The sequence below is a fragment of the Rathayibacter sp. AC451 genome, from assembly GCF_979253095.1.
Genome location: NZ_CEEDBD010000001.1, coordinates 3,924,634 through 3,944,822, shown reverse-complemented (window position 1 = coordinate 3,944,822; position 20,189 = coordinate 3,924,634). Strand labels below are relative to the sequence as shown.

The window sequence follows — 20,189 nt, the reverse complement described above, 5'->3', positions numbered from 1 at the left end:
GAGACGAGCCGACGCGGTGGCGCGGCGATGGTGCGTGGCATACTGTGACGGTTGGCCGCCGTCGTCCACACGACGATGACCATCATCAATTCCATTCACTCGGATCGTCCGGCACGTACCTGCCGGTGAAGGAGCAAGAACAATGGCGTCCGTAACCTATGACCACGCGTCCCGCGTCTACCCCGGGGCCACGCGTGCCTCCGTCGACAAGCTGAACCTCGAGGTCGGCGACGGCGAGTTCCTCGTCCTCGTCGGGCCCTCCGGCTGCGGCAAGTCCACCTCCCTGCGCATGCTCGCCGGCCTCGAAGAGGTCAACGAGGGACGCATCCTCATCGGCGACCGCAACGTCACGGACGTTCCGCCGAAGGACCGCGACATCGCGATGGTGTTCCAGAACTACGCGCTGTACCCGCACATGTCGGTCGCCGAGAACATGGGCTTCGCGCTCAAGATCGCAGGCATCAACAAGGACGAGCGCGCCGCGCGGGTCCTCGAGGCCGCGAAGATGCTCGACCTCGAGCCCTACCTCAACCGCAAGCCGAAGGCCCTCTCCGGTGGTCAGCGTCAGCGCGTCGCGATGGGCCGCGCCATCGTCCGCAAGCCGCAGGTGTTCCTCATGGACGAGCCGCTGTCGAACCTCGACGCCAAGCTCCGCGTCCAGACCCGCACTCAGATCGGCACCCTCCAGCGCCGCCTGGGCATCACCACGGTCTACGTCACCCACGACCAGACCGAGGCGCTCACCATGGGCGACCGCATCGCGGTCCTCAAGGACGGCCTCCTCCAGCAGGTCGGCAGCCCGCGCGACCTGTACGAGAACCCGAACAACGTCTTCGTGGCCGGCTTCATCGGCTCGCCCGCGATGAACCTGTTCCACGCCGACGTCACCGACGGCGGAGTCAAGTTCGGCGACACCGTCCTCCCGATCGCCCGCGAGGCGCTCGCGAAGACGAGCCAGAAGGTCGTCACGCTCGGCGTCCGCCCCGAGGACGTCACCGTCTCGACGCAGCCCGGCGGCCTCCCCATCGAGGTCGACCTCATCGAGGAGCTCGGCTCGGACGGCTACCTCTACGGCCACACCGAGGTCGAGGGACGCCGCACCGACATCGTCGCGCGCGTCGACGGCCGCGTGCACCCCACCGCGGGCGACCGCGTCTACGTGACCGCGAACCACCGCGTGCACATCTTCGACGCGGAGTCGGGCGAGCGCCTCTCCTAAGGCTCCGCTCCCGCGCACACGCTGCCGCCGTCTCCTCCGGGACGGCGGCAGCGTTCGTTACCGCTCCTCCACCGCCCGACTTCCGACACGAACGGCGCTCCATGTCCGGATCCCTGAACATCACCTCCGCCACCGTCGACCCCGCCCTCCTGGACCTCCCGTGGAACCTGCGCCTCGACGACTGGCCCGACGCCTACATCGCCGCTCTGCCCAAGGGCATCTCGCGGCACACGGTGCGCTTCGCCCACCTCTCGGGGCACGTCGTCGCCGTGAAGGAGACGACCGCCGAGATGGCTCGTCGCGAGTACGAGATGCTGAAGACCCTCCAGCGCCTCGACGTGCCGTGCGTGGTGCCCGGCGCCGTCATCGCGAACCGCACCGACGACGAGGGCGGTGAGCTGCCCGCCGTGCTGGTGACGCGCCACCTCAAGTTCTCGCTCCCCTACCGGGCGCTCTTCTCCCAGACGCTGCGGCCGGACACGGCGACCCGCCTCGTCGACGCCCTCGCCCTCCTGCTCGTCCGCCTGCACGTGATCGGCTTCTTCTGGGGCGACGTGTCGCTCTCGAACACGCTGTTCCGCCGTGACGCCGGTGCGTTCGCCGCCTACCTGGTCGACGCCGAGACGGGACAGCTCTACTCGGGCGGGCTCTCGAACGGCCAGCGCGAGAACGACCTCGAGATCGCCCGCGTGAACATCGCGGGCGAGCTCCTCGACCTCGAGGCCGGCGGCCGCGTGGACGAGGACCTCGACCCCATCACCGTCTCGGACGGGATCGTCGCGGCGTACCGCAGCCTCTGGAAGGAGCTGACGGGCGTCGAGTCGTTCGCCACCTCCGAGCGCTGGCGCATCAACGACCGCGTGAACCGCCTGAACGACCTCGGCTTCGACATCGAGGAGCTGGCGATCAAGACGGACGACGCCGGATCGACGGTGCGGATCCAGCCGAAGGTCGTCGACGCCGGGCACCACCAGCGCCGTCTGCTCCGCCTGACCGGGCTCGACGCCCAGGAGAACCAGGCACGACGGCTCCTGAACGACCTCGACTCGTACACCGCGACCTACGGCAAGCAGGGTCTGGACGAGGAGATGGTCGCTCACGAGTGGCTGGCTCAGGTCTTCGAGCCGGTGATCCGCTCGATCCCGCGCGATCTGAAGGGGCGTCTGGAGCCGGCGGAGATGTTCCACCAGCTGCTCGAGCACCGCTGGTTCATGTCGCAGCAGCAGGCCCGCGATGTGCCGCTCGCCGAGGCGGTCACCGCCTACGTGAACGACATCCTGCGCCACCGCCGCGACGAGGCGACGATCATCGCACCGCCGACCGAAGCCCTGACGCTGCCCAACCTCGTGATCGACGAGGCGGGCGACGCCGAGCTGACCGACGAGGACGCCGAGGTCGACTGGACCAAGAACGTCTGACCCGGAACACCGAAGGGCCCGTGCGGAGCGATCCGCCCGGGCCCTTCGTCATTGGTGCCGACCCCGCGAGGGGTCCGGCGCGGTGAGCTGCAAGGCGGAGGAGGAAGCGATACCGGAGGTATCGCGCCCGACGACAACGCCGCAGATCGCCGTGCCGGGCCCTCGCGGTGAGCTGCAAGGCGGAGGAGGAAGCGATACCGGAGGTATCGCGCCCGACGACAACGCCGCAGATCGCCGTGCCGGGCCCCTCGCGGTGAGCTGCAAGGCGGAGGAGGAAGCGATACCGGAGGTATCGCGCCCGACGACAACGCCGCAGATCGCCGTGCCGGGCCCCTCGCTACTCCTGAGAGGCGCGGAGCTTCGAGATCTCGTAGAGCGCGACGGACGCGGCGATGCCCGCGTTCAGCGACTCCGCCGCCGAGCTGATCGGGATCGAGACGATCGCGTCGCACTGCTCGGTGACGAGGCGGGACAGACCCTTGCCCTCGCTGCCGACGAGCACGAGCAGGGGCCGGTCGGCCAGCTCGAGACCCGGAAGCATCGTGTCGCCACCGCCGTCGAGGCCGATGACGAAGACGCCGTCGCGCTTGAAGTCCTTGATCATGGCCGTCAGGTTCGACGCCATGGCGACGGGCACGCGGGCCGCGGCTCCGGCCGAGGTCTTCCACGCGGCAGAGTTCAGACCCACGGAACGGCGCTGGGGCACGATGACGCCCTGACCGCCGAACGCGGCGACCGAGCGGATGATCGCGCCGAGATTGCGGGGATCCGTGATGCCGTCGAGCGCGACGAACAGGGGGACCTGCGCGCGGGAGATGCTGCGCTGCAGCAGATCGCTCGGGTGGGCGTACTCGTAGGGCGGCACCTTGAGGACGAGGCCCTGGTGCACCGAGTCGGGGCCGGCGAGCCGGTCGAGCTCGGGGCGCATGACCTCGAGGACGGGCAGGCCGCGCGCGGTGGCGAGCTTGAGCGCCTCCTTGACCCGGTCGTCCATCTCGATGCGGGTCGCCACGTAGAGCGTCGTCGCGGGGATCTTCGCCCGCAGCGCCTCGAGGACGGAGTTGCGCCCCGTGACCATCTCGGACTCGTCCACGCTCTTGGGCCTGCGCGACGGAGCGGGGCGGCCCGCTCCCCCTCTCGCGGCCGCCGACAGCGTGCTGCCGGGACGCCCCTTGCCGCCGGCGGCGACGAAGCGCTCGCGCGCCGCCTTCGCCTTGCCCGCGGGGTGGTACGGGCGGTCCTCCGCCTTCGGCGTGGGCTTCTTGCCCTCGAGGGCCTGACGGCCCTGACCGCCGGAACCGACGGCCTTGCCCTTGCTCTTCTTTCGGACCGCTCCTGGGCGGCCGGGCTTATTCGCCATCGAGACTCCAATGCGCACCCGTCTGGGTGTCTTCGATCGTGATTCCCGCCGCAGCGAGATCGGTTCGGATGCGGTCGGCGGCCGCCCAGTCGCGCTGCTCCCGCGCGGACTGGCGCTCGAGGACCAGACGGTCGACGAGGACGCTCAGAGCCCGGTAGGAGGGCTCGTCGTCGGAGCGCGCCCACTCGGGCGCCTCCGGGTCGATGCCGAGCACCGACGCCATGGCGAGGACCTGCGTGCGCAGCGCCGCGACGGTGCCCAGATCCTCGGCGTCGAGGGCGGCGTTGCCGGCCCGGACGGTCTCGTGCAGGACGCCGACCGCCTGCGGGACCGACAGGTCGTCGTCCATCGCCTCGGCGAACTCCTCGGGCACGAGCGGCTCGCCGAGGGTGGCGAAGCGGGTGCCCTCCAGGCGTCGGCGCGACCTGTCGAGGAAGCCCTCGATCCGCTCGAGGGCGGCCTCGGCCTCGTCGAGCGCACCGTCGTGGAACTCGAGCGTCGAGCGGTAGTGCGCCGAGCCGAGGTAGTAGCGGACGACCAGCGGTCGCGCGGCGCCGAGGAGCTCGGAGGCGAACACGGAGTTGCCGAGCGACTTGCTCATCTTCTGCCCGGTCACCGAGACGAGCCCGTTGTGCAGCCAGTAGGACGCGAAGGCGTGCCCCGCCGCGCTGGACTGGGCCAGCTCGTTCTCGTGGTGCGGGAAGCGGAGATCGAGGCCGCCGCCGTGGATGTCGAACTGCGTGCCGAGGTACTTCGTCGACATCGCCGAGCACTCGATGTGCCAGCCCGGGCGGCCGCGGCCCCACGGAGAGGCCCAGGACGCCGACTCGGGCTCGTCGGGCTTCATGCCCTTCCAGAGGGCGAAGTCGTGCGGGTCGCGCTTGCCGCGGGGGTCCGCGTCGGTCGCGGCCTCCATGCTCTCGAGGCGCTGGTGGGTGAGGGCGCCGTAGTCGGGCCACGAGCGGGTGTCGAAGTAGACGTCGCCGGACTCGTCGGGCGCGGGGTACGCGTGGCCGAGCTCGATGAGGCGCTGCACGAGCCCGATCATCTCGGCGATGCTCGCCGTGGCGCGCGGTTCGTAGGTGGGAGGGAGGATGCCGAGGGCGTTGTAGGCCGCCGTGAACTCGAGCTCGACGCGGTAGGCCAGGGCCCACCACTGCTCGGACGGCACCTCCTCGGGGGCGGCGCGGCGCGACTCCTCGGCGATCGCGAGGATCTTGTCGTCGATGTCGGTGACGTTGCGCACGAGGGTGACGTGGAACCCGCGGTAGCGGAGCCAGCGCCGCAGCTGGTCGTAGACCAGCGCCGAGCGCAGGTGCCCGATGTGCGGGGAGGACTGCACGGTGGGTCCGCAGACGTACATCCCGACCTCGTTCGCACGGAGGGGGACGAAATCGACGAGGGCCTGGGCCTTCGAGTCGTGCAGTCGCAGAGTCACGGGGCGAGTTTACCGGGCGCGCCGCCTCCGGCCGGGCCGCGGATCAGCGCGCTGGCGGGGCGGGGAGCACGAGTGCGGTGGCGGTCGCCGCCACTCCCTCGCCCCGGCCGGTGAAGCCGAGGGCGTCCGACGTGGTGGCCGCCACGCTCACCGGCGCGCCGAGCAGCCCCGAGAGCAGCCGCTGCGCCTCGTCCCGGCGCGGCGAGAACTTGGGGCGGTTGCCGATGAGCTGCACCGCGACGTTGCCGATGACGAACCCCGCCGCCTCGACGAGGTCGCGCGTCGCGACGAGGAACACCTCGCCGTGCGCGTTCGCGAACCTCGGGTCGGAGGTGCCGAAGCGGGAGCCGATGTCGCCGAGGCCCGCGGCCGCCAGCAGCGCGTCGCAGATCGCGTGCGCGACCGGATCCCCGTCGCTGTGGCCGGAGAGGCCCCGCTCGCCGGGCCAGTGCAGTCCCGCGAGCCAGAGAGGCGACTCGTCGTCGAAGGCGTGCACGTCGGTGCCGATGCCGACCCGCGGAGGGGCGACGGGAACCGGTGGGGCGAGGAGCTGCTCCGCCCTCGAGAGGTCCCACGGCGTGGTGATCTTGAAGGCGAGCGGATCGCCCGCGACGACGACGGATCCGTGCCCGTGCGCCGCGAGGAGCGCCGCGTCGTCCGTGTGCTCCGTGCCGGCCGCCGCGTACGCGGCGTCGAGCAGTGCGCGCGGGAAGCCCTGCGGGGTCTGCACGGCGGCCAGCAGCGAGCGGTCGACCGTCTCGAGGATCGCGCCGTCGGCCTCGATGCGCTTGATGGTGTCGGTGACCGGGAGCCCGGGGACGACCCCTCCCCGGTCGAGCGGACGGCCGCGACGACCCGCTCGAACTGAGCGACGGGAGTGAGTGCGCGTGCGGCGTCGTGCACGAGCACCGTGTCGATCGAGGGCGCGAGCAGCGCGAGGCCGCGGGACACCGACTCCTGGCGGGTCGCCCCTCCGGCCGTGACCGCGATGCCGTCGGAGCCCGAGGCGGTGCGGCAGAGCGCGACGGTCTCGTCGACGAGCTCCGCCGGAGCCACGACGACAATCTCGACGGGCTCGGAGAGCGTGAGGACCGTGCGGAGGCTGCGCTCGAGGATCGTGCGCCCCGCGCAGTCGACGTAGGCCTTGGGGCGCTCGCGCCCGAGCCGGGTGCCGCTGCCCGCCGCCACGATCACGACGGCGACGGTGGGAGCAGCCGCGGAGAGCGGGGTCATCGTGCACGTCCTTCCACCGGCGGTCGCCGGCGGTCAGAGTACCAGGGGGCCTGCGCGGGTGAGGACCCCCTCGGTCGGACCGGCGCGGAGGGGTCGCTACGCTAATCTGGAATCGGCCCGTGCACCGTGAAGACGCCCTGTCCGGGGCGAGCAGGGCCGACGATCTGGAGGAACCTGTGAAGGCGCGTATCGCTGCATCCGTCGTTCTCGCGGTCGGCGTCGCCCTCGCAACCGCCGGCTGCAACCTCGTCGCCCCCCAGGCGACCCGCAACATCTACGACCCGAGCGACGGAGTCGGAGCGACCATCGGCGATCTCGCCCTCCGCAACGCCTTCATCGTCTCGAACGACGGCGAGGAGGGCACTCTCGTGGTCACGATCGTGAACGACTCCGCCGACACCGAGACGCTCGAGGTGCAGTACGAGTCGAGCGAGGGCCGGACGGACGGCGAGCTCGAGCTCGTCCCCGGCCGGAACGAGATCGGCCCGACCGCCGAGCAGGCGGTGACGATGTCGGGCCTCGACACCGTTCCCGGCAGCCTGTTCCCCGTCTACTTCCAGTACGGCGACGTGGAGGGCAAGGAGCTGCTGGTCCCCGTCCTGACCAACGCCCTGGAGTCGTACGCGACCCTCACCCCGGCCCCCTCGGCCACCCCGACCGAGACCGCCACTCCCGACCCGGCCCTGACCGCGATCCCGACCCCGACCACGGAGCCCGGCAACTCGATCGAGCCCCCCGCCGGCGAGTAGCCCGCGTTCGATCGAAGGACCGCCCACTCCGGTGGGCGGTCCTTCGTCGTTCCGCCCGGGCCCCGCGCGCACGCGTCGGACCCCCAGGCCATAGGGCGCGCACTCCCTCAGGCAAAGGTGGGTCTCGATACGCCGCTCCGCGGCTACTCGACCAGCAGGCGGTGCGCCCCCTCCAGAGCACCTCGTCGCACAGCGACGGCCCCTCGGCGGCAGCTCGTCGCGCAGCGACGGCCCCCTGAGCAGCTCGTCGCGAAGCGACAGCCCCACCCTCGGCTCGTCGCACAGCGACGGCCCTACTTCTGGAGTCCACCGCGGGGCCTGGTGGGGTCAGCTGCAAGGCGGAGGAGGGAGCGATACCGGCGGTATCGCGACCGACGACAACGCCGCAGATGGCCCCGGCAGGCCCCGCGTCCGGCGGTATCGCGACCGACGACAACGCCGCAGATGGCCCCGCCAGGCCCCGCGTCACGAGTCGAAGCGGTAGCCGAGGCCGCGGACGGTGACGAGCAGCGTCGGCTCCTTCGGCGTCTTCTCGATCTTGGAGCGGATGCGCTTCACGTGGACGTCGAGGGTCTTGGTGTCGCCGAAGTAGTCGCTGCCCCAGACGCGGTCGATGAGCTGGCCGCGAGTGAGGACGCGTCCGGCGTTGCGGAGCAGCATCTCGAGGAGTTCGAACTCCTTGAGGGGCATGGGCGTCTCGACTCCGTCGACCTCGACCGTGTGGCGCTCGATGTCCATGCGGACGGGGCCGGCGGTGACGATGCGGTCCTCTCCCGGTTCCTCGGTGCGGCGGCGGAGGACGGCGCGGATGCGGGCGAGCAGTTCGCGGGTCGAGTAGGGCTTGGTGACGTAGTCGTCGGCGCCGAGTTCGAGACCGACGACGATGTCGACCTCGGAGTCCTTCGCGGTGACCATGATGATGGGGATCTGGGAGCGGGTGCGGATCTCGCGGCAGACCTCGGTGCCGGGCATGCCGGGCAGCATCAGGTCGAGCAGGATCAGGTCGTAGTCGCCCTCGTCGAAAGCGGTGACGGCGCGGAGTCCGTCCTCGGCGACGGTGACGTCGTAGCCCTCTCGTTCGAGCAGGTAGCTCAGCGGCTCGCTGAGGGCGCTCTCGTCTTCGACGAGCAGGATGCTGGTCACGCGGTGTCTCCTATCGGGGCGGAGGATGCGAAGGGCGTCCTCGCCGGGTCTGCTTCGGGGAGTCGGATGGTGAAGGTGGAGCCGCGTCCGGGCTTGGACCAGACGCGGACGTCGCCGCCGTGGTTCTGCACGGCGTGCTTGACGATGCTCAGGCCGAGTCCTGTTCCTCCGGTGTGACGCGAGCGGGCCTGGTCGACGCGGTAGAACCGCTCGAACACCCGGTCGAGGTCGTCCTCGGGGATCCCGATGCCCTGGTCGGTGACCGCGATCTCGACGACTCCGCCCGTGGAGCGCACCCCGATGCCGACGCGGGAGCCGGGCGGCGAGTACTGGATCGCGTTGGCGAGCAGGTTGTGCAGCGCCGAGACGAGCATCTTCTCCTGGCCGGCGACGTAGGCCTTCTTCATCCCGCCCTTGACCAGCGTCACGTCGTGCGACTCGGCGAGGACGTGGGTGGTCTCGAGGGCGGCGGTGACGATGTCATCGACGCGGACCAGCTCGGCCGAGGCCCCGACGTCGGCGGACTGCAGACGCGAGAGCTCGATGATCTCGCGGGTGATCTTGGCGAGACGGTGCGACTCCTGGGTCAGCCGGCGCGCGAAGCGGCGGACCTGCACCGGGTCGTCGGCGGCGGAGTCGAGCGCTTCGGCGAGCAGGCCCACCGCTCCGATGGGCGTCTTCAGCTCGTGCGAGATGTTGGCGACGAAGTCGCGGCGCACGGCCTCGAGGCGGCGCGCCTCGGTGTGGTCCTCGGCGAGGACGAGCACGAAGCGGGATCCGAGTCGCGTGGCGTGGACGACGAGGGTGACGGCCTGCTCCGAGAGGGGGCTCGTCGCGAGCTCCAGGTCCTGCTCGATGTCGTCGCCGAACCGGCGGACGCGGTCGACGATCGCGACGAGATCCGGGTGCAGGAGCGTGTCCTGCGAGACCAGGCCCAGCGCGATCGCCCGGGTCGACGCCTTCAGCACGTTGTGCGAGGGATCGGTGACGAACGCGGGAGCTCCGACGGCCTCGATGATCGCGTCGATCCCCTCGGGAAGCGTGGCCGAGACCACCTCGGCCGCGATGCGCCCCTGCCTCGCCGCGAGAGTGAAGACGGTCGTCAGCAGGACGCCGATCGCCACCCCGAGGACGAGCGCCAGAATCACGAACACACCCGAATCCACGCACCCAGGCTAGTCATCCACCGGGCGTCTCCCTACCGGATGCCCGCCGACGGACTGCAGGTCGAGTACTGTTCAAACCCGCGGCACCGTTCGTTAACCTGCCGTCGTCATCATTGCTCCGCCTGCGCCGCGAAGGAACAGGTGCTGTGTCGCGCGTGGTGCGCGACGCCAACCCGGCACCGTTCGCCGTGCGTGCCGCAGAGAGGGTCGATCACAAGATGCGCGAAGTATTCCAGCAGGAGCTGGCCGAGGTCCAGGATCGCCTCGTCGAGATCTCCGGACTCGTCGAGATCGCGATCGAGAAGGCGACTCAGGCGTTCAACCACTCCGATGTCACCCTCGCCGAAGAGGTGATCGCCAGCGACGCCCGGATCGACGAGCTCGCGATCAGCCTCGACGAGCTCGCGATCGACATCCTCGCCCGCCAGAACCCGGTCGCCCGCGACCTCCGGATCGTCGTGTCGGCCCTGCGCATCAGCGCCTCGCTCGAGCGGATGGGCGACATCGCGGAGCACATCGCGCAGCTGTCGCGGTACCGCTTCCCCGACAAGGTCGTCCCGAAGAGCCTGCGCCCCACGTTCGTCGAGATGGGCCGCCTCGACGTCGTCGTCGCGCACAAGCTCACCGAGCTGCTGCGCTCGCAGGACGGCCGCATCGCCGAGGAGATCCGCGACGAGGACGACAAGATCGACGAGCTGCACGTCAGCGTCTTCGACAAGGTGCTCAGCGAGGCCTGGAAGGGCCAGGCCGCGGACACCGTCGACGCCACCCTCGCCAGCCGCTACCACGAGCGCTTCGCCGACCACGCGGTCTCCATCGCCAAGAAGGTGCAGTATTTGATCTCAGGCGATTACGCCTGAGTGCTGAGATCGCGCTCTGCGCGATCACAGCCGCGGTCGGCCTGCGCCTGAATGCGAGGATCACGCTCCGCGCGATCCTCGCCGCGGTCGGCTTTCCGGGATGGTTTCGTTCCGAGGAGCGTCCCGCGTTCGGCTAGGCCGAATCGCTCACACGCGATTCGGCCGTTCGCCTTTAAGGGGGTCGGCCGGCCTGCACGATCGAAGCTCGGATGCCGTCCGAGCCGATTCGGGGGACGGATTCTCGCCCGTCATCCGGTGATGGAGTAGCACGCGATCGTCCGCTCCCGTCGTTTCCGCTGATCGAGTGCGCGTGGAGCGCGCGTATAGAGATCCGCCGATGCAGGGGGCGGGGCAGACCCTCTCCGTCGACCTTCGGCGCGTCTCGAGCGCGTCGGTTCGCGGAACGGCGCAGTTCGAGCGAGCCGAACCGGGTTCCGCGAGCCGGACGTACCGGCGGGAACGCGGAAGGCCCGCGCGGATCGGGGATCCGGCGGGCCTTCCGTGAGGGCGGGACCTACTTCTTGGCACCCTGGGCGGCGACGGCGGCGGCACCGGCGGCGGCGGCCTCCGGGTCGAGGTACTCGGCGGGGCCGATCGGCGCGAAGTTCTCGTCGAGCTTGTAGACCAGCGGGATGCCGGTCGGGATGTTGAGCTCGGCGATGTCGGAGTCGGAGATGCCGTCGAGGGTCTTCACGAGCGCGCGGAGCGAGTTGCCGTGGGCGGTGATCATGACGGTCTTGCCCGACGCGAGGTCCGGCTTGATGTCCGACTCCCAGTACGGCAGCATCCGCTCGATGACGAGCTTCAGCGACTCCGTGCGCGGGAGGGCGTCGCCCAGGTCCGCGTAGCGCTCGTCGTGCGCCTGCGAGTACTGGTCGTCGTCGTCGAGCGGGGGCGGCGGGACGTCGAAGGAGCGGCGCCAGGTCTGGAACTGCTCGGGGCCGTACTCGGCGAGCGTCTGCGCCTTGTCCTTGCCCTGCAGCGCGCCGTAGTGGCGCTCGTTGAGGCGCCAGGACCGCTTGACGTCGATCCACAGGCGGTCGGCCACCTCCAGCGCGATGTTCGCGGTCTGGATCGCGCGGGTCTGCCGCGACGTGTAGACCACGTCGGGGTGGAGCCCGGCCTCGGTCAGCAGCTCGCCGGCGCGCGTGGCCTCCGCGACGCCCTGCTCGGTGAGCCGCACGTCGACCCAGCCGGTGAACAGGTTCTTCTGGTTCCACTCGCTGTTGCCGTGGCGCACGAGGATGAGAGTGTAGGTCTCGGACATGCGCCCAGTGTAGAGGCGGGGCCTCCGCCCGCGGATACGCTGGAGCCCATGCCGATCGGAGCCGTGACCCGCGGGACCACGGGCACGAACCGCCTCCGCCGGGTCGACCGGTGGATCGCCGAGCTCCCCGCACTGCGCTCCTCTCCGCAGCCCCTCGTGGTCGACCTGGGCTTCGGGGCGAGTGCGGTCACGACCCTCGAGCTGCATCGCCGGCTCGTGGCCACCGTCCCCGGCATCGAGGTCGTCGGCTTCGAGATCGAGCCCGCCCGGGTGACCACCGCGCGGGAGCAGCTCGCGGTCGTCCGGGGCGGCGGCACCGCCTTCCCCTCGGATGCGCGCGTCGGCTTCGAGCGCGGCGGCTTCGAGATCCCGCTCCCCCGGGGACGGCGGGCCGACGTGATCCGCGCGTTCAACGTGCTCCGCCAGTACGACGAGGACGCGGTCGCCGGCGCCTGGCGGATCATGACCGAGCGGCTCCAGCCGGGCGGGGTCCTCGTGGAGGGCACCTGCGACGAGATCGGCCGCATCTGCACGTGGATCGAGATCGGCCGGGACGGCCCGCGGTCGTTGACGCTCTCGCTCCGACTCGGAGCGGTCCCGTCCCCGCTCATCGCGGCGGAGCGACTGCCCAAGGCCCTGATCCACCGCAACGTGCCGGGCGAGCGGGTCCACGACTTCCTGCACGCCCTCGAGCGGGCGTGGACGATCAACGCCCCCCTGGCCGTCCACGGCCCCACGCAGCGCTGGATCGCCTCGGTGCGGTCGCTGCGGTCGGACTGGCCGATCCTCGGCGGTCCCCGGCGGTGGCGGCTCGGCGAGGTGACCGTCGCGTGGGACGCGGTCGCGCCCGCGGATCGGGCCCCGTCACTCCTGTGAGCATTCTCAGATCCGCGGCCGGTACCGTCTGCTCCCATGGACGACCCTCCCTCAGACGCGCCCGCTCATGAACCGGCGCGCCACCCCGCCCCTCTGATCGGCGGTGATGCGCGTGCCTGAGTGGCTCGGCATCGTCATCGGCCTCCTCCTCACCCTCGGCACCGGCCTCTTCGTCGCCTCCGAGTTCGCGCTGGTCAATCTCGACCGCAACGAGCTCGAGGAGCGCCGCGCTCGCGGCGAGAAGCGCCTCGACCCCACGATCTCCGCCCTGCGGATCACCTCGACCCACCTCTCGGGCGCGCAGCTGGGCATCACGCTCACCACGCTCCTCACCGGCTACACGTTCGAGCCGGCCATCAGCTCGCTGCTCGCGGAGCCCCTCCGCTCGGTGGGGGTCCCCGAGGGGATCGTCCCCGGCATCGGCGCCGTCATCGGCGTGCTGCTCGCCACGGTCTTCTCGATGATCATCGGCGAGCTCGTGCCCAAGAACTTCGCCCTGGCCCTCCCGCTCGCCACCGCGCGCGTGGTCGTGCCGTTCCAGGTCGCGTTCACGACGGTGTTCAAGCCGGTGATCCTCCTCTTCAACAACACGGCGAACGCCCTCATCCGCGCGATGGGGATCGAGCCCAAGGAGGAGCTGTCGGGCGCCCGCAGCGCCGACGAGCTCGGCTCGCTCGTGCGCCGCTCCGCTCTGGAGGGCACCCTCGACCGCGATCACGCCGACCTGCTGCACCGCACCCTGCTCTTCTCGAGTCGGAGCGTCGCCGACGTGATGACCCCGCGCGTGCGCATGTCGTCGGTCACCCTGCGCAGCACCGCGGAGGACGTCGTCGAGCTCGCGAACCGCACCGGCTTCTCGCGCTTCCCGGTGCTCGGCCGCGACTCCGACGACATCCGCGGCGTGCTGCACGTCAAGCACGCCTTCGCCCTCGAACCCGAGCGGCGGCGGCGGGTGAGCGCCGAGGAGCTGATGGTGGCTCCGATGCGCATCCCCGAGACCGCTCGCGCCGACGCTCTGCTGGCTCCGCTGCGCGGCAGCGGTCTGGCGATCGCGGTGGTCGTCGACGAGTACGGAGGCACCGCCGGCGTCGTGACTCTCGAAGACCTCGTCGAGGAGATCGTCGGCGAGCTCGAGGACGAGCACGACCGCACCCGCGCCGGAGTCATCCGCTCCGGCCGCTCGGCCACGTTCGGCGGTGAGCTGCGCCCCGACGAGGTCGCCGCCCGGCTCGGCGTGATCGTCCCCGAGGGCGAGGACTACGACACCGTCGCCGGCTTCCTCTCGTCGAGCCTGGGCCGACTGCCCGAGCTCGGCGACGAGGTCGCCCTCGAGGCCGGCGTGCTGCGCGTCGACCGCGTCGCCGCGAACCGGGTGGACCGCGTCCGCTTCACCCCCGGCTCGGAGGGCGGTACCGCCACCGGAGTCGCAGCCCTGCGCGCGGAAGGAGCCGTTCATGAGTGAGTACCTGCCCGGGATCGCCTGGCTGGTGGTCCTCCTGCTCGTCAACGCCTTCTTCGTCGGCGCGGAGTTCGCGGTGATCTCGGCAAGGCGGTCCCAGATCGAGCCGAAGGCCGACGCCGGGAGCCGCGCCGCGAAGACGACCCTCTACGCCATGGAGCACGCGACACTGATGCTGGCGACGAGCCAACTCGGCATCACCGTGTGCTCGCTCGTGATCCTCAACGTGTCGGAGCCGGCGATCCACCACCTGCTCGAGATCCCGCTCGGGCTCACCTCGCTGTCCGCCGAGGCGATCGGCGTGATCGCGTTCGTCGCGGCGCTGCTGCTCGTCACGTTCCTGCACGTGGTGTTCGGCGAGATGGTGCCGAAGAATCTGGCGTTCTCAGTGCCGACGCGGGCGGCCCTGCTGCTCGCTCCCCCGCTCGTGCTCGTCTCGCGTCTCGTGAAGCCCGTGATCTGGTCGCTCAACGCGGTGGCCAACGGGATCCTCCGTCTCGTCCGCGTCGAGCCGAAGGACGAGGCGACGAGCGCGTTCACCCTCGACGAGGTCGCAGCGATCGTGCGCCAGTCCACTCGGGAGGGAATGCTGGTGGACGCCTCGGGCACCGTCACCGCCGCCTTCGAGTTCACGACGAAGCAGGTGTCGGACGTCGCGGTTCCGCTCGACGAGATGGTGCTCCTGGCGTGGGAGTCGACTCCCGCGGATCTGCGCCGAGCGGTCGCCGTGCACGGGTACTCGCGCTACCTCCTCGCGGGAGCCGACGGCCTGCCGGCAGGCTACCTGCACCTCAAGGACGTGTCCGACCTCGGGGATCAGGAGTCGCCGGTGCCCGCGAAGCGCATCCGCCGCCTGGCCGCGGTGTCGGGCGGCGACGAGCTCGAGGACGCCCTGGCCGCCCTGCGGCGCACCGGAGCGCACATCGCCCGCGTCGTCGACCGCGAGGGGCGCACGACGGGAGTCCTGTTCCTCGAGGACATCATCGAGGAACTCGTCGGAGAGGTGCAGGACGCCACGAACGCCTGAGCCGGGGCCGCACTGTCAGCCGAGCTCCGGCAGCGCGGCCCTCGCCGACGCGGCGTCCATCCCGGTCGCGGTCAGCAGATCGACCGCGAGCGGACGGAGGATCACCAGCAGGGTCTTCTCGGCGAGGCGCGCGTCCGGGATCATCCGCTGCGGGTCGAGGGTGGTGGCCAGCAGGACCAGATCCTGGCGGGCGAGAGCCGTCATCGACGCGTCGGAGACGCACCGGCCCAGCAGGGCGATGCCGGGCCCGAACGCCGCGACCGCCTCCGCGAGCTCCGGACGCGGCACACCGTCCCCGATCAGGAAATCGGTGCGGCGCGCGACGATGCGGAGGTTGCGGGTCGCGAGGTCCAGCGAGGCGAGCAGTGCGCTCTGGCGCTCGAGCTCGCCGCGGTGCCTCCGGACGAACGGGGAGATGCGCGCGACCCCGATCGCCGATTCGAGTGCCGCCGACCACGCGTCGATCACCGGCTGCGTCCCGCGGACGCGCTCGAGGGCGGCGGCCGACGCGGAGGCGTCACCGCTGCGGAGCGCGTCGGCGAGCGTCTCGACCGTCCCGGCCAGCGCCGCGACCAGCCGTCGCGCCTCCGCTCGCGCCGCCCGCAGCGGATTACGGGGCACGATCGCCGTGCAGAGCAGCGCGGCGAGACCGCCGACGAGGCCGTCGAGGCTGCGCGTGAACACTCCCCCGTCGGGAGCCGGGAGCACCATCACGAGCATGGCCTGCGTCCCCGCCGCGACCGCGAAGCCGGGCGAGGGCGAGAGCGCGCGTCCCACCGTGAAGACGACCGCGAGCACGAGGGCCAGCTGCCAGACGCCGGTGCCCCAGAGCAGCAGGAGCACCTCGCTGAGCGCGATGCCGAGGACCATCCCGACCGCGGTCTCGGCGACCTGCTTCGGGCGGGTGTCGCGCGCGATGCCCAGGCTCGAGATGGTGACCGTCAGCGACAGCACCGGCGCCGGGTGCCCGAACACGAAGCGCGAGACGGAGTAGGCGAGCACCGCCGCGAGCACGATCTGCACCACCGCCGGGGCCGACGCCACGGCGCGCGCAACGCCCCGCGAGGGTCGCGGACGATCGCCGTGGACGAGGCTCCGGATCCGCTCGGCCGCCCGATCCCGACGTGCGGGTCCTGCGGCCACCACGGTGTGGCCTACCTGGTCTTCGCCCCGAGCCGGGGCAGACAGGGCACGCCCGCCTCCGCACCGGCTCCGGGCGGGACGACGACCTCCTGGGCCGCCGCGACCCGGACCTCGCCCGCGAGGACCGTGAGCTCGAGATCGACCGGGACGGCGCGCTTGACGACCGCGAGCGCCACCGGGCCGTCCTCGTAGTGCCAGGCGCTGGAGGTGACCGCGCCGACCTCGACGCTCTCGCCGTTCTTCAGTGCGAAAACGGGATCGCCGTGCGACGGCAGCGCGGAATCGGAGCCGTCGAGCTGCAGCAGGACCAGGCGGCGGGGCGGGTGGCCGAGGTTGTGCACCTTCGCCACCGTCTCCTGGCCGCGGTAGCAGCCCTTGGCGAGGTGCACCGAGGAGCGGAGGAGGTCGAGCTCGTGCGGGATCGACCGCTCGTCGACCTCGGTCGCGTGACGCGGACGCCACGCCGCGATGCGGAGCGCCTCGAGCGCGTCGGCGCCGGCGAGGACCACGCCGGCCGCCGCAGCAGCCGAGGGGAGGCCCGCGAGAGCGGTGCGCGGCACGAGGGTCTCGCGCGCGTGCCAGTCGGCCGCCGGATGCTCGGCCGCGGCGTACTGCCAGCCGCCGGGCTGGACGCTCGTCCACGGGTCGATCCAGCTGACGGCGGAGTCGCCCGCGAGACCGAGGACGAACGAGGCGGCGGATCCGTCGCCGAGGGTGGCGAGCGTCGCGAACTCGTCGGTGCGGTCGGCGATCTCGACGCGGAGCAGGAAGCGCATCCGGTCGAGCCAGGCCGCGAGGCCGGCCGTCTCGTCGCGGTCGAGCAGCAGCCAGGCCGCCTCTCCGTCGTCGACGAGGCGGATGAGGTGCTCGATGCGGCCGGTCGGGTCCAGGAGGAGCGTCTCGGCGGAGTCGCCGGGCTGCAGCCCTCTGAGCGCCTGACTGGTCAGGGAGTCGAGCCAGGTGAGGCGGTCGGGACCGGTGACGGTGACGACTCCGCGCCCCGACAGGTCGACGAGCGCGGTGCCCGCGGCGAGCGCGCGCTGCTCGCGGAACGGCTCGCCGTAGTGCGCGGCCACACCCGGCTCGGCGACGCTCGCGGTGGCCACCGCCCCCGGGACGTCGAGCAGGGGCGAGAGCGGGTCAGTCGACACGGGCGAGCCTTCCGGAGGCGTGGGTGCGCAGGCCCTGGCCGAGCGCGGCGATGTCCCACGCCCAGAGCAGGTGGTCGTCGACGAGGCCGTAGAGGCGGGTGGCGGCGGCGTAGTCCTTCGCGGCGGCGGTGCGCATGACCGCATCCGTCGCGAGGTCGATCCTGGGGCCCTTGACCTGGCCGAGGTAGAGCTCGCTCACGCCGTCCGGGTGGACGAGGGAGACCTCGATGTCGAAACCGCCCGCGGCGTTGCGGAGCGTCTCGACCGACTCCGCGTCGGGGTAGGCGGGAGCACCGCGTCCCGGCAGCATCGCGGGGCCGGCATCGGCGTCCGTCAGGGCACGGCTGAGGCGCCAGTAGCCCATCTCGCTCACCAGCGGGCTGTGCCCGATCTCGCGCTCGTCGTCGAGCAGCCAGGTGTAGGAGCTGTAGTTGAGGTAGGGCAGACCGTCGTAGCTGAAGCTGACGCGGTGGCCGAACTCGGCCTGCACGCTCTCGTCTCCGACGGCGTAGTCGACGACGCCGGACCCCTCCCAGACGCCGAGCAGCCAGGAGAGGGGGACGAGCTCGGGCGGCAGGCCCGACGGAAGGGAGATCACTCCGGCTCCGACGCGGCGGCTAGCTCTGGCCGCGGTAGAGCTTGTAGACGACGACTCCCGAGACCCACGCGATCGCGAGGGAAGCGAGCCCGAGCAGTCCGAGATAGAAGAGTTCCAGCGCGAGAAGCATGCCCCCATCCTACCCGGCCGCGCGGGCTCCCAGCGGGGGCGGGGGCAGCGGGACGACGGGGAGCGTCAGCGCCCGGCGAGTGCCGCGATCGCGCTCGCGACGCCGACGACGACCATCGCGCCGACGACGCTCGTCATGGTCCGGAGGAGGTACCCGGAGGCGCGGGCGACGGCGAGCTGCACCGCGAAGGTCGCCAGCACGCATCCCCCGAACGTGAGGGCGAGCCACGTCTGAGCCGACCCCGGCGACGCGAGCACCAGCGACACGACCGACCCCGCGAGTGCCAGCACCCAGACGATGCCGACGCCCACCCGATCCCCGCTCATCCGTCAATCATGCCCGAGGCGATCGGCCGTTCCGGCCCGCCGCTAGTATTGCCGCAGACCATTTCTGGAGGATCCGTGGCGCAGTTGTTGATACTGACCTCTGCGGGGGGGCACCGAGGTGCTGCCCGCGCTGGGGCTCCTCAGCCACAAGACCCGGCAGATCCCGGCAGAGCCGGCCCAGCTCGTGAACGCCCCGAGCTGCGATCTCATCTTCGTCGACGCCCGTCAGGACCTCGCGAGCGCCAAGTCGCTCTGCAAGATCCTGACCACCACCGGCATCAACGTGCCGCTCATCCTGATCCTCACCGAGGGCGGGCTGACGGCGGTCTCGGCCGACTGGGGCGTCAACGACGTGATCCTCGACTCCGCCGGGCCCGCCGAGGTCGACGCGCGCATCCGCCTCGTCATCGGCCGCCTCGCCCAGGAGCAGTCGACGTCGCGCATCCAGGCCTCCGGCGTCGTGATCGACGAGGCGAGCTACTCCGCGAAGGTCCACGGCCGCCCCCTCGACCTCACCTTCAAGGAGTTCGAGCTCCTGCGCTTCTTCGCCACCCACCCGTCCCGGGTGTTCACCCGCGAGCAGCTGCTCAGCGAGGTGTGGGGCTACGACTACTTCGGCGGCACGCGCACGGTCGACGTGCACGTGCGGCGCCTGCGCGCGAAGCTCGGCGACCTCGAGTCCCTCATCGGCACCGTCCGCAACGTCGGATACCGGTTCAACGTCTACGAAGAGGACAATGAGCGAGTCCCTCAACCTCTCCGTTGAGAACCTGGCCGACCCCTCGGTGTCGGCCGGTCTCGAGCAGCTGATCGGCCGCGCCCAGTGGTTCGACGGGCAGCCGCCCTTCAGCGACCAGACCCTGGTCGACGCGCGCACCGGCTCGCGCACGCTGCTGATCGGCCTGCGCGCCGACGTGGTCGTCGCCGCGGCCGTCCTCGGGCAGGGCGAGCTCGAGTTCGTCGTCGATCCGGAGTGGCGCGGCGTGGGCTTCGGCCGCGCCGTGCTCGAGCAGGTGCTCGCGAGCGGACGCACGGGTCTGCTGGCGTGGGCGCACGGCGACCACCCCGCGGCGCGCTCGCTCGCCGAGTCGCGCGGCTTCGCTCCGGTGCGCACGCTCCTGCACCTCGAGCTCGAGCCCCTGGTCGCCCCCGCGGTGCGGGTCCCCGAGGGGTACGTGCTCTCGGACGCCCGCGGTCTCGATCCTGCGGAGTGGGTCGCGCTCAACGCGCGCGTGTTCGCTGCGCATCCGGAGCAGGGACGGATCACCGAGGACGACCTCGCCGCCCGCCGGGCCGAGGACTGGTTCGACGAGGGCGACTTCCTGGTGCTGCGGAACGCCTCCGGCGCTCTCGTGGGCTACGACTGGCTGAAGATCGAGCCCGGCTCCGCGACGGGCGAGATCTACGTGCTCGGCATCGCTCCGGAGGAGGCGGGCCGCGGCCTCGGCCGCGCCCTCCTGGGCGCGGGCCTCGCCCGCATGCTCGCGCGCGGCTGCACCACCGCCGACCTCTACGTCGAGGCCGAGAACCGCTCGGCCGTGGCCCTGTACCGCTCGCTCGGCTTCACCGACGCCTCCGTCGACGTGCAGTACCTGCAGCGCACGCCCGCCGTCCGCTGATCCGGAG

The 20,189-nt window shown here is 71.5% G+C and carries 17 protein-coding genes and 2 pseudogenes; 9 read left to right on the top strand and 10 right to left on the bottom strand.

All coding sequences use genetic code 11. The annotated features are described in order from the left end of the window. Positions 1-142 precede the first annotated feature (142 nt). The gene (locus AC0CID_RS18950; RefSeq protein WP_207405899.1) at positions 143-1,219 is read left to right on the top strand and encodes an ABC transporter ATP-binding protein; all 1,077 of its coding nucleotides are present in this window, start codon (positions 143-145) and stop codon (positions 1,217-1,219) included. 101 nt (positions 1,220-1,320) lie between these two features. Next, the gene (locus AC0CID_RS18945) at positions 1,321-2,637 is read left to right on the top strand and encodes a DUF4032 domain-containing protein (protein ID WP_207405897.1); all 1,317 of its coding nucleotides are present in this window, start codon (positions 1,321-1,323) and stop codon (positions 2,635-2,637) included. A gap of 337 nt (positions 2,638-2,974) precedes the next feature. On the opposite strand, the gene rlmB is transcribed toward AC0CID_RS18945, so the two are convergent. The 3 genes and pseudogenes from rlmB to ispD all read right to left on the bottom strand — a co-directional run bounded on the left by rlmB (position 2,975) and on the right by ispD (position 6,668). Further along, complete coding sequence (rlmB, locus tag AC0CID_RS18940; protein ID WP_465227984.1) at positions 2,975-3,997, bottom strand: 23S rRNA (guanosine(2251)-2'-O)-methyltransferase RlmB; 1,023 nt, start codon at positions 3,995-3,997, stop codon at positions 2,975-2,977. Beyond that, a complete protein-coding gene (gene cysS, locus AC0CID_RS18935) occupies positions 3,987-5,435 on the bottom strand; it encodes a cysteine--tRNA ligase (RefSeq protein ID WP_207405893.1) in 1,449 nt (482 codons plus the stop codon). Before cysS ends, rlmB begins: the two co-directional genes overlap by 11 nt. 43 nt (positions 5,436-5,478) lie before the next feature. Further along, positions 5,479-6,668, bottom strand: a pseudogene (gene ispD, locus AC0CID_RS18930) (2-C-methyl-D-erythritol 4-phosphate cytidylyltransferase). Positions 6,669-6,844: 176 nt separating this feature from the next. On the opposite strand from ispD, the gene AC0CID_RS18925 reads away from it, so the two are divergent. After that, a complete protein-coding gene (locus AC0CID_RS18925) occupies positions 6,845-7,417 on the top strand; it encodes a hypothetical protein (protein ID WP_465227983.1) in 573 nt (190 codons plus the stop codon). A 465-nt stretch (positions 7,418-7,882) separates the two neighbouring features. Here AC0CID_RS18925 and AC0CID_RS18920 read toward each other — a convergent pair whose 3' ends face one another. Together AC0CID_RS18920 and AC0CID_RS18915 are read right to left on the bottom strand one after the other, a co-directional pair. Next, positions 7,883-8,560, bottom strand: a complete 678-nt coding sequence (locus tag AC0CID_RS18920) for a response regulator transcription factor (protein WP_207406566.1) — start codon at positions 8,558-8,560, stop codon at positions 7,883-7,885. Next, positions 8,557-9,714, bottom strand: a complete 1,158-nt coding sequence (locus tag AC0CID_RS18915; protein WP_465227982.1) for a sensor histidine kinase — start codon at positions 9,712-9,714, stop codon at positions 8,557-8,559. Before AC0CID_RS18915 ends, AC0CID_RS18920 begins: the two co-directional genes overlap by 4 nt. Positions 9,715-9,944: 230 nt before the next feature. Between AC0CID_RS18915 and phoU the strand changes: the two genes are divergently transcribed. After that, complete coding sequence (gene phoU, locus AC0CID_RS18910) at positions 9,945-10,586, top strand: phosphate signaling complex protein PhoU (protein ID WP_207406622.1); 642 nt, start codon at positions 9,945-9,947, stop codon at positions 10,584-10,586. 514 nt (positions 10,587-11,100) lie between these two features. Here the strand turns inward: phoU and AC0CID_RS18905 are convergent. Continuing rightward, positions 11,101-11,853, bottom strand: coding sequence for a phosphoglyceromutase (locus AC0CID_RS18905; protein WP_465227981.1), 753 nt, complete (start codon positions 11,851-11,853; stop codon positions 11,101-11,103). 48 nt (positions 11,854-11,901) lie between these two features. Here AC0CID_RS18905 and AC0CID_RS18900 point away from each other — a divergent pair, with 48 nt between their 5' ends. The 3 genes from AC0CID_RS18900 (at position 11,902) to AC0CID_RS18890 (ending at position 15,215) form a co-directional block, all read left to right on the top strand. Next, a complete protein-coding gene (locus AC0CID_RS18900) occupies positions 11,902-12,729 on the top strand; it encodes a class I SAM-dependent methyltransferase (RefSeq protein WP_465227980.1) in 828 nt (275 codons plus the stop codon). A 112-nt stretch (positions 12,730-12,841) separates the two neighbouring features. After that, on the top strand, positions 12,842-14,191 hold the full coding sequence (locus AC0CID_RS18895) for a hemolysin family protein (RefSeq protein ID WP_207406572.1): 1,350 nt from the start codon (positions 12,842-12,844) through the stop codon (positions 14,189-14,191). Next, on the top strand, positions 14,184-15,215 hold the full coding sequence (locus AC0CID_RS18890; RefSeq protein WP_465227979.1) for a hemolysin family protein: 1,032 nt from the start codon (positions 14,184-14,186) through the stop codon (positions 15,213-15,215). Before AC0CID_RS18895 ends, AC0CID_RS18890 begins: the two co-directional genes overlap by 8 nt. Before the next feature lie 15 nt (positions 15,216-15,230). Here AC0CID_RS18890 and AC0CID_RS18885 read toward each other — a convergent pair whose 3' ends face one another. The 4 genes from AC0CID_RS18885 to AC0CID_RS18870 all read right to left on the bottom strand — a co-directional run bounded on the left by AC0CID_RS18885 (position 15,231) and on the right by AC0CID_RS18870 (position 18,563). Then, positions 15,231-16,259 (bottom strand): FUSC family protein, encoded by a 1,029-nt coding sequence (locus AC0CID_RS18885; protein WP_465227978.1) that lies wholly within the window; start codon positions 16,257-16,259, stop codon positions 15,231-15,233. 110 nt (positions 16,260-16,369) lie between these two features. Further along, positions 16,370-17,509 (bottom strand): CAF17-like 4Fe-4S cluster assembly/insertion protein YgfZ, encoded by a 1,140-nt coding sequence (ygfZ, locus tag AC0CID_RS18880; RefSeq protein WP_465227977.1) that lies wholly within the window; start codon positions 17,507-17,509, stop codon positions 16,370-16,372. Further along, positions 17,499-18,107, bottom strand: a complete 609-nt coding sequence (locus AC0CID_RS18875; protein WP_207406577.1) for a nitrobindin family protein — start codon at positions 18,105-18,107, stop codon at positions 17,499-17,501. The genes ygfZ and AC0CID_RS18875 overlap by 11 nt, the downstream gene beginning before the upstream one ends. 195 nt (positions 18,108-18,302) lie before the next feature. After that, complete coding sequence (locus AC0CID_RS18870; RefSeq protein WP_207406578.1) at positions 18,303-18,563, bottom strand: hypothetical protein; 261 nt, start codon at positions 18,561-18,563, stop codon at positions 18,303-18,305. A 75-nt stretch (positions 18,564-18,638) separates the two neighbouring features. Between AC0CID_RS18870 and AC0CID_RS18865 the strand changes: the two are divergent. After that, a pseudogene (locus AC0CID_RS18865) lies at positions 18,639-19,329 on the top strand (winged helix-turn-helix domain-containing protein). Further along, a complete protein-coding gene (gene mshD, locus AC0CID_RS18860; protein ID WP_465227976.1) occupies positions 19,301-20,182 on the top strand; it encodes a mycothiol synthase in 882 nt (293 codons plus the stop codon). Before AC0CID_RS18865 ends, mshD begins: the two are co-directional and overlap by 29 nt. Positions 20,183-20,189: the final 7 nt, after the last annotated feature.